The sequence below is a fragment of the Massilia sp. MS-15 genome, from assembly GCF_020176695.1.
Taxonomy (GTDB): domain Bacteria; phylum Pseudomonadota; class Gammaproteobacteria; order Burkholderiales; family Burkholderiaceae_D; genus Telluria; species Telluria hydrophila.
Map to the genome: position 1 here is coordinate 1 of NZ_JAIWIA010000069.1, position 8,952 is coordinate 8,952.

An 8,952-nucleotide genomic window follows, 5' to 3' on the forward strand; every position below is an offset into this window, starting at 1 on the left:
ATCACGGTTTTCAGGGTGTACAATCGGCCAATTATTGAGGGTGCGACACAGGCGTCGCCGACCCCGCAGCACCGTTCCCGGTCCGCCACCGACCGTTGACACCACCGCCCGCCGCCGCAGCGCCGCGCTCCGATGGAGCGGATCGCCATTCCAAGGCACGGCCAGCGCAAGGCGCCGAGTGTACCGGAACAGACAGCATTCTTAATTGGTATTGGAGGACTCTATGAACCAGCCCGTGATGAGCGGCGTCGCCGCACTGAACGTTCCCGCCCACGTCAAGCACCAGAAGCTCATCAATTGGGTTGCGGACATCGCCGCCTTGACGAAGCCCGACAGCATCTACTGGTGCGACGGTTCCGAGGAAGAGTACGACCGCCTGTGCGCACAGATGGTCGCGGCCGGCACGATGAAGAAGCTGAATCCGGAAAAGCGCCCGAATTCCTACCTGGCCTGGTCCGATCCGTCGGACGTGGCCCGCGTCGAAGACCGCACCTATATCTGTTCGGCTACGCGCGAACAGGCCGGCCCGACCAATAACTGGATGGACCCGGCCGAGATGCGCCGCACCCTGCACGGCCTGTTCGACGGCTGCATGGCCGGCCGCACGCTGTACGTGGTGCCGTTCTCGATGGGGCCGCTGGGCTCGCCGATCGCCCACATCGGCGTCGAACTGTCCGACTCGCCTTACGTTGCCGTCAACATGCGCATCATGACGCGCATGGGCAAGGCCGTGTACGACGTGCTCGGCCTTGATGGCGAATTCGTCCCGTGCGTGCACACCGTGGGCATGCCGCTGGCCGCCGGCCAGAAAGACGTGCCGTGGCCGTGCAATGCCACCAAGTACATCGTCCACTACCCGGAAACCCGCGAGATCTGGTCCTTCGGCTCGGGCTACGGCGGCAACGCGCTGCTGGGCAAGAAATGCTTCGCGCTGCGCATCGCCTCGAACATGGGCTACCAGGAAGCGCAGCTTGGGGGCACCGGCTGGCTGGCCGAGCACATGCTGATCCTCGGCGTCGAGTCGCCCAAGGGCGACAAGAAATACGTCGCCGCCGCCTTCCCGTCGGCCTGCGGCAAGACCAACTTCGCCATGCTGATCCCGCCCAAGGCCTTCGATGGCTGGAAGGTCACCACCATCGGCGACGACATCGCCTGGATCAAGCCGGGCCAGGACGGCAAGCTGTACGCCATCAACCCGGAAGCCGGCTACTTCGGCGTGGCCCCGGGCACCAACGACAAGACCAACCCGAACTGCATGGCCTCGCTGCGCGAGAACGTCATCTTCACCAACGTGGCGCTGACCGACGACGGCGACGTGTGGTGGGAGGGCATGACCAAGCAGGCCCCGGATCACCTGATCGACTGGCAGGGCAAGGACTGGACCCCGGCGCTAGGTACCAAGGCCGCCCACCCGAACGCACGCTTCACCGTCGCCGCCACCCAGAACCCGGTGATCGACGCCGCCTGGGACGACCCGGCCGGCGTGCCGATCTCGGCCTTCATCTTCGGCGGCCGCCGCTCGACCACCGTGCCGCTGGTGACCGAAGCCAACAACTGGGTGGAAGGCGTGTACATGGCCGCTACCATGGGTTCCGAGACCACCGCCGCCGCCGCCGGCCAGATGGGCATCGTGCGCCGCGATCCATTCGCAATGCTGCCTTTCATCGGCTACAACATGAGCGACTACTTCCAGCACTGGCTGAACCTGGGCAAGAAAGTCGAAGCCGCCGGCACCGCACCGAAGATCTTCTGCGTCAACTGGTTCCGCACCGGCGAAGACGGCGGCTTCGTGTGGCCGGGCTATGGCGACAACATGCGCGTGCTGAAGTGGATCCTGGAGCGTGCCGATGGCAGCAGCACCGGCGGCCAGCAGCATCTGTTCGGCACCTCGCCGAACTACGCCGACCTGAACTGGGAAGGCGTGGACTTCACCGAGCAGCAGTTCACCCAGATCACCTCGATCGACAAGGATGCCTGGAACGAGGAACTGAAGCTGCACAGCGAGCTGTTCGAGAAGCTGGCCTACCACCTGCCGCAGGAACTGGTCGATACCAAGGCCAGGCTGGAGAAGCAGCTCGCCGCCTGAGCTGCGCGATCCTCATGCAAAGGACAGGCCGAGGCCTGTCCTTTTTTATGGCGCTCCGGGTTGATTGTCCGGTAGCCGTGCCGGGTGTGCTGGCGGGCATCTGGCGCCAGCGCAAGACCGGAGCGTGCCGGACTGACGTGCTGATGCGCTTCCTGTCCCTCGCCGCTATCACTGCGCAAAAACAAACGGCCCGGTCATCGACCGGGCCGTTTCTACTCATCCCCCAGATCAGGCGCGGCGGCGGCGTACGGCGCCAGCGCCCAGCAGGCCCAGGCCCAGCAGCGCCAGGCTGGCCGGTTCCGGCACGTCGGCGGCCGGCGGGGCGGTGTCGTTGAAATCGACGCGCAGCGTGGCCTTGGCGATGCTGAAGTCACCGGTGTTGGCTTGCACCTGTGCGCTGATCAGGCCATCCGCGATCAGCTTCGCCAGTGCATTCGCACCCAGCGCAATCGTTTCTTCGGTAGTGCCGCCATTGTTCGCATGGTTATTGCCGCTTGGCGAGTAGCTTTGACCAAAGCCCGGGAAGGAGATCGTGAAGGTTTCCTGGCCCTTGTTCGGATCGGTAACGAACAGTTTCAGTTCAGCAAAGAAAATGTTTTCGAGCAGACCACTCGATGCGGCGAGCATCGCGTTGATATCGAAATCGATCAGGGTGGATGCCAGGCCACCGGCGTTGAGCGCTTTGTTGACCGTAGTTTCAGCAGTGATCTGGCCTGCCTGTGCCGGCATGGCCAGCGCCAGGCTGCAGGACAGGGCGGCGAAAAGGCGCTTGATCATGTTCATGGGATAGTTTCCTGGTTAGTTAGACAATATCCTTAAAGCACATTTTATGCCAGGAAATTAATTCCATTAATAAACAATGACTTGCTTCAATCTATACTAATCAGGAGTGATTTCTGTCAAGAATCTCGACACCAGGGATTGCAAAACGACACTCCGGCAAGATCTTTTTTAAGATTTATCAATATTGCCGATTGAAAAGTGAAATTTCCTTCGTTACACACACGTTATGCCTGATTCAAGCCTTTTTCATGCGAGGCTTGTCGTAATTTCTGTAAATTTTTCCGACATCCGGCACGCCGGAAGGCAAGACCAGGCACCGCTGCGGCATCTCATGCAGTGCCATTACCAAGGCCCCGCGCCATGGCGGCCGCCAGCACGGGGATGATTGCCAGCACGAGCAGCTCGCCCATCAAGATCCTGCGCAGCCGACCGAGTTCATCCTGCGCAGGAACGAAAGCGCTATCGGCTTTCACACTTTTCTGCCAGGCCGCAATGCGCATGCTGGGCCGGATCGACAGCAGCCCGACCACGCCGAAGGCGGCGATCTTGGCCCAGAAAACTGGATTATGCAGGTAGAAGTCCGGTCCTTTCGCGCCGAACCAGACGCGAATGAAGCCGGCGGCCAGGATCGACAGCGCCAGCAGGCCGTAGGCGGCATCGACGCGCCCCAGCAGCCGTACCGTCCCGGAGGACATGGCAGCCGGCCGCACCAGCGCCAGTTGCGCGGCCAGCACGGCCGCGATACCAAATACGAACAGGTGGTGGATGCTGGCAAGGAGGAAGTCGCTCATGGCGGCACCGGTCGTCGACGTGCGCATACTGTACACCTGTTCTGCGGTCGCTCGGTGCCGGCGGCGAGCCGAGCGGGCGTGCGTCGACTTCATTCCCATCGTCGTATCCCCGACCGCCGCCCAGAACCCCGCTGTCGAAGGCAGCAAGGCCGCCGAAAACCTGAACCGCCATGGCACCCGGGCCTTCGTGGTGGCGCTGGCCCGCATCACGGATTCGCTGCGACGGCCGGACGGCGGCAACAGCGCGGTGCTCGATGTGCTGTGGTCGATGTATCGGCGCGGCGACGTGATCGCCGGTACCAGCGCCGGCGCCGCGATCATGAGCAGCACCATGTTCTACGATCCACTTCTGGACGTGGTCCCCGGTCCCCAAGCACGGTGTGGTGGACGGCAAGGACATTGCGTCCGGCCTGGGCTTCATCGGCGAGGACGTATTCATCGACCAGCACCTGCGCGAGCACCGCGAGGCGCTGTTCTATACCGACATCCTGGGCAATACCTCGATCGTCAACCTGCTCGAGAAGCTCGTCGACAGCAAGCTCGAGCGCGCCACCGGCCTGGCCTTCGAAGGACCGGCCAGCCGGGCACCGGAACGCGGCTTCGAGTTCACCTTCACCCGCGTGCCGGACAGCCGCGAGTACGTGACCAACCGCGAGGACGCCTGGTCGATCTACCGCATCCGGATGGACGTGCGCCCGGTGCGGATGCAGCAGCCGCTCTACACGGTGGATTGAAAAAAAGGCCGCCCCGGCAATGCCAGGGCGGCCTTCGTGTTCCGCGCGCAGGGATCAGCTCTTGAGCAGCGGCTTGAGGTACTTGCCGGTGACGCTGGCCTTGTTCTTCGCCACCTCTTCCGGCGTGCCGCTGGCGACGATCTGGCCGCCGCCCGCGCCGCCTTCCGGTCCCAGGTCCACGATCCAGTCCGCGGTCTTGATCACATCGAGGTTGTGCTCGATGATGGCCAGCGTATTGCCCTGGTCGCGCAGGCGGTGGATCACTTTCAGCAACAGGTCGATGTCGGCGAAGTGCAGGCCGGTGGTCGGCTCGTCCAGGATGTACAGGGTACGCCCGGTATCGCGCTTGGACAGTTCCAGCGACAGTTTGACGCGCTGCGCCTCGCCGCCCGAGAGCGTGGTCGCGCTCTGGCCCAGCTTGATGTAGCCAAGGCCCACGTCGAGCAGGGTCTGGAGCTTGCGCGCGATGACCGGCACCGGCTTGAAGAACGCGTGCGCGTCTTCCACCGTCATGTCCAGCACTTCGGTGATGCTCTTTCCCTTGTAGTGCACTTCCAGCGTCTCGCGGTTGTAGCGCTTGCCGTGGCAGACGTCGCAAGGCACGTACACGTCCGGCAGGAAGTGCATCTCGACCTTGATCACGCCATCGCCCTGGCAGGCTTCGCAGCGGCCGCCCTTCACGTTGAACGAGAAGCGGCCCGCCGAGTAGCCGCGTTCCTTGGCGGTCGGCACGGTGGCGAACAGGTCGCGGATCGGCGTGAACAGGCCGGTATAGGTCGCCGGGTTCGAGCGCGGGGTGCGGCCGATCGGCGCCTGGTCGACCGAGATCACCTTGTCGAAGTGCTCCAGTCCGTGGATCGCATCGTGCTCGGCCGGCTCGGTTTGGGAGCCGTACAGGTGGCGCGACAGGGCCGGATACAGGGTGTCGTTGATCAGGGTCGACTTGCCGGAACCGGACACGCCCGTCACGCAGGTCATCAGGCCCACCGGCAGGGTCAAGGACACGTTCTTCAGGTTGTTGCCGCGGGCACCGGTAATCACCAACTGGCGCGCCGGATCGGCCTTGGTGCGCTTCTTCGGTACGGCGATCTTGCGGCGGCCATCGAGGTACTGGGCAGTCAGCGAATGCTCGCTCTGCATGATCTCCGGCAGCGAGCCGGCCGCGATCACGGCGCCGCCATGCACGCCCGCACCCGGGCCCATGTCGACGATGTAGTCGGCGGTGCGGATCGCATCCTCGTCGTGCTCGACCACCAACACCGAGTTGCCGATGTCGCGCAAATGCTTCAGGGTCGCGATCAGGCGGTCGTTGTCGCGCTGGTGCAGGCCGATCGAGGGTTCGTCCAGCACGTACATGACGCCGGTCAGGCCGGAACCGATCTGCGAGGCCAGGCGGATGCGCTGGGCTTCGCCGCCGGACAGGGTATCGGCGCTGCGGTCGAGCGACAGGTAATCCAGGCCGACGTTGTTCAGGAACTTCAGGCGGGCCGTGATTTCCTTGATGACGCGTTCGGCGATGTCCTTCTTGGCGCCGGACAGTTCCAGGGTCTCGAAGAAGGCCAGGGTGTCGCGCAGGGGTTTGTCGGACACCTCGTAGATGGCGCGCTGCTGCGCTCCCTGCCCGATCTTCACGTAACGCGCTTCGGTACGCAGGCGCGCGCCTTCGCAGGCCGGGCATTTCTTCTCGTTGATGAACTTGGCCAGCTCTTCCTTGACCGCCATCGAATCCGTTTCCCGGTAGCGCCGCTGCAGGTTGTTCACCACGCCTTCGAAGGTATGCTCGCGGATCACGGTGCGGCCGCGTTCGTTGACATAGCTGAAGGGGATCGTGGCCTTGCCGGAACCGAACAGCACGGCATCCTGGGCCTGCTTCGGCAGCGACTCGAAAGGCTTGTCGAGGTCGAAGTCGTAGTGCGCCGCCAGGCTCTGCAGCATCTGGAAGTAGAACTGGTTGCGCCGGTCCCAGCCCTTCACGGCGCCGGAGGCCAGCGACAGGTGGGGGAAGGCGACGATGCGCTTCGGATCGAAGAACTCGATGTGGCCCAGGCCATCGCATTCCTGGCAGGCGCCCATCGGGTTGTTGAACGAGAACAGGCGCGGCTCGAGTTCCTGCAGCGAGTAGCCACAGACGTTACAGGCGAACTTGTTCGAGAAGACGGTTTCCTTTTCGGTGTCCATCTCGTAGGCCACGGCGCGGCCGTCGGCCAGGCGCAGCGCGGTCTCGAAGCTTTCGGCCAGGCGCTGCTTGATCTCCGGGTTGACCTTGACGCGGTCGATCACGACGTCGATGCTGTGCTTCTCGGTCTTTTTCAGTTTGGGCAAGTCGTCGATCTCGACGATCTTCGCCGCGTTGACGCCGCTGGCGACGCGAAAGCGCACGAAGCCCTGGGCCTGCATGGCCTGGAACAGGTCGCCGTGCTCGCCCTTGCGGCCTGCCACCACCGGAGCCAGGATCATCAGCTTGGTGCCTTCCGGCATGGCCAGCACCGCATCGACCATCTGCGAGACGGTCTGGGCCGCCAGCGGCTCGTGCGGGTGCTGCGGGCAGTAGGGCGTGCCGACGCGCGCGTACAGCAGGCGCAGGTAGTCGTGGATCTCGGTAACGGTGCCGACCGTCGAGCGCGGGTTGTGCGAGGTGGCCTTCTGCTCGATCGAGATGGCCGGCGACAGGCCTTCGATCAGGTCGACGTCCGGCTTTTCCATCAGCTGCAGGAACTGGCGCGCGTAGGCCGACAGCGACTCGACGTAGCGGCGCTGGCCTTCCGCGTACAGCGTGTCGAAGGCGAGCGAGGACTTGCCCGAGCCGGACAGGCCGGTAATGACGATCAGCTTGTTGCGCGGCAGGTCGAGGTTGATGTTCTTCAGGTTGTGCGTGCGCGCACCGCGAATTCGAATTTCTTCCATTAAGTTTTTGAAGTCTTTCTGTCAGTTTGCGGGGCCGGCACACGAAGAGCGGACGCGGTGGGCGGGCCTGTCGGGAGAACCCATTAGTGTAGCTCGTTTTTCGAAGTGCTGTACATGCATCCAGCACTTTCGTGCCGGAAGGCGACGTTTCGATGCCAGCTTCGCATCGTCCGGCAGGGAGCGAAAAACGCGGTGTGTCCTAGGTGGGTCGGATCGGCTGCTGTTCAATGACAAAGCGGCCAGCCGGGCGAAATTTTTTTGGAGCGGGTGGTTCAAAGCCTGGTCGGAACTTGTCAACCAGGCGCAAAGGTGCGCGTGCCGTTGGCGCAAAAAATCTCTTTTTTTCGCTGCTCATCGGCCCCATAATAGTTAGCTGCAGCACTACGTTCCCTGACGTTGAGCACCCACGCAGAGTCAGGGCTCTACAAAATTTACTGGAGTATCAACATGGCATCAGTCAACAAGGTCATCATCGTCGGCAACCTGGGCCGCGACCCGGAAATCCGCTACATGCCGAGCGGCGACGCGATCGCGAACATCGCGGTGGCCACCTCGTACAAATCGAAGGACCGCCAGACCGGCGAACAGAAGGAACTGACCGAGTGGCACCGGATTTCCTTCTTCGGCCGCCTGGCCGAGATCGTCGGCCAGTACCTCAAGAAAGGTTCTTCGGTCTACGTCGAAGGCCGCCTGCAGACCCGCAAGTACACCGACAAGGACGGCATCGAGCGCTACGCAACCGACATCATCGCCGAGAACATGCAGATGCTGGGCGGCCGCCAGGGCATGGGCGGTGGCGACAGCATGGGTGGCGGCATGGGTGGCATGGACGATGGCGGCGGCTACGAGCCGCAGCAGCGCCCAGCCCCGCGCCAGGCGCCGCCGGCACCGGCAGCCCGTCCGCAGCCGCAGCGTCCGGCCCCGAACTTCTCGGACATGGACGACGACATTCCGTTCTAATCGAATCTAAACCTACTTTTGTTGTTAGAAGACCTCTTCTCTCTATGAGAAGGGGTCTTTTTCTTTATCCACATCAATTTCTACATTCGGCTTCACAACCATTTAATCGCGCTTAATCAGATTAGTGGTAGGTGACCCAATTCAGCGCCAAACGTAACCATCTTTGCTTTGTTGCGCAAATCAGGCTGGGGCAGCGTGGAATCTATACGCCTGGGAGCCTGAACGGATGAAACCAGCTCGACAGAAGTACCGCGCGACAACTGGAAGACGTACAACAAAGCGTTGAAGTCACGCGGCCCGCTGCTCATCTGGCCCGACCTTGACGATGAGGTGCCACGGCCAGCCGAGCGGCAAGCGCGGGTAAAGCCAGACGTTCAGCGATAAGATGATCCGGTTCTGCCTGAGCATCAAGTGCTTCTTCAATGTACCACTGCGCCAGGCTATGGGCATGGGCAAAGCCCGCTGCGTCTGGGTGGGCTCGATTGGCTGGTGCCGGACTATGGCGATGGCGCCTACGACACGAAGGACAGCCATGAAGCCATCGCTTTGCGCGCTGCGCATGCCATTAGGCTGACCCGCAAGAACGTCAAACCCTGGAAGACGAATCGCTGCAGTGCCGATGCACGCAACTGGAAGAAGTGGGGAATAGCGCCAGCTCGGCCTCTGCTCAACTTGCTTATCAAAGCCGTTTAGA

Annotated in this window: 6 protein-coding genes and 1 pseudogene; 4 read left to right on the plus strand and 3 right to left on the minus strand. The window is 62.7% G+C overall.

From position 1 onward, the window contains the following. Positions 1–223: 223 nt before the first annotated feature. Positions 224–2,086, plus strand: coding sequence for a phosphoenolpyruvate carboxykinase (GTP) (locus LCI23_RS19720; RefSeq protein ID WP_224948154.1), 1,863 nt, complete (start codon positions 224–226; stop codon positions 2,084–2,086). Positions 2,087–2,314: 228 nt separating this feature from the next. Here LCI23_RS19720 and LCI23_RS19725 read toward each other — a convergent pair whose 3' ends face one another. Beyond that, on the minus strand, positions 2,315–2,863 hold the full coding sequence (locus LCI23_RS19725) for a PEP-CTERM sorting domain-containing protein (RefSeq protein WP_224948155.1): 549 nt from the start codon (positions 2,861–2,863) through the stop codon (positions 2,315–2,317). Positions 2,864–3,198: 335 nt separating this feature from the next. Further along, a complete protein-coding gene (locus LCI23_RS19730; RefSeq protein WP_224948156.1) occupies positions 3,199–3,993 on the minus strand; it encodes a DUF2214 family protein in 795 nt (264 codons plus the stop codon). 50 nt (positions 3,994–4,043) lie between these two features. Between LCI23_RS19730 and LCI23_RS19735 the strand changes: the two genes are divergently transcribed. Continuing rightward, the gene (locus tag LCI23_RS19735) at positions 4,044–4,394 is read left to right on the plus strand and encodes a hypothetical protein (RefSeq protein WP_224948157.1); all 351 of its coding nucleotides are present in this window, start codon (positions 4,044–4,046) and stop codon (positions 4,392–4,394) included. A 54-nt stretch (positions 4,395–4,448) separates the two neighbouring features. Here LCI23_RS19735 and uvrA read toward each other — a convergent pair whose 3' ends face one another. After that, positions 4,449–7,298: an excinuclease ABC subunit UvrA gene (gene uvrA / locus LCI23_RS19740; RefSeq protein WP_224948158.1), complete on the minus strand. Its 2,850-nt coding sequence runs from the start codon at positions 7,296–7,298 to the stop codon at positions 4,449–4,451. A 447-nt stretch (positions 7,299–7,745) separates the two neighbouring features. Between uvrA and ssb the strand changes: the two genes are divergently transcribed. Both ssb and LCI23_RS19750 read left to right on the plus strand, forming a co-directional pair. Continuing rightward, the gene (gene ssb, locus LCI23_RS19745) at positions 7,746–8,258 is read left to right on the plus strand and encodes a single-stranded DNA-binding protein (RefSeq protein ID WP_224948159.1); all 513 of its coding nucleotides are present in this window, start codon (positions 7,746–7,748) and stop codon (positions 8,256–8,258) included. Between the two features lie 226 nt (positions 8,259–8,484). After that, a pseudogene (locus LCI23_RS19750) lies at positions 8,485–8,900 on the plus strand (transposase); the annotation flags it as partial. Positions 8,901–8,952 lie beyond the last annotated feature (52 nt).

Bases quoted from the DNA above. Each gene is read 5' to 3' on its own strand.
- LCI23_RS19720 (WP_224948154.1), top strand. From the start codon at position 224: ATGAACCAGCCCGTGATGAGCGGCGTCGCCGCACTGAACGTTCCCGCC.
- LCI23_RS19725 (WP_224948155.1), bottom strand. From the start codon at position 2,863: ATGATCAAGCGCCTTTTCGCCGCCCTGTCCTGCAGCCTGGCGCTGGCC.
- LCI23_RS19730 (WP_224948156.1), bottom strand. From the start codon at position 3,993: ATGGTGCTGCTCATGATCGCGGCGCCGGCGCTGGTACCGGCGATCACG.
- uvrA (WP_224948158.1), bottom strand. From the start codon at position 7,298: ATGGAAGAAATTCGAATTCGCGGTGCGCGCACGCACAACCTGAAGAAC.
- ssb (WP_224948159.1), top strand. From the start codon at position 7,746: ATGGCATCAGTCAACAAGGTCATCATCGTCGGCAACCTGGGCCGCGAC.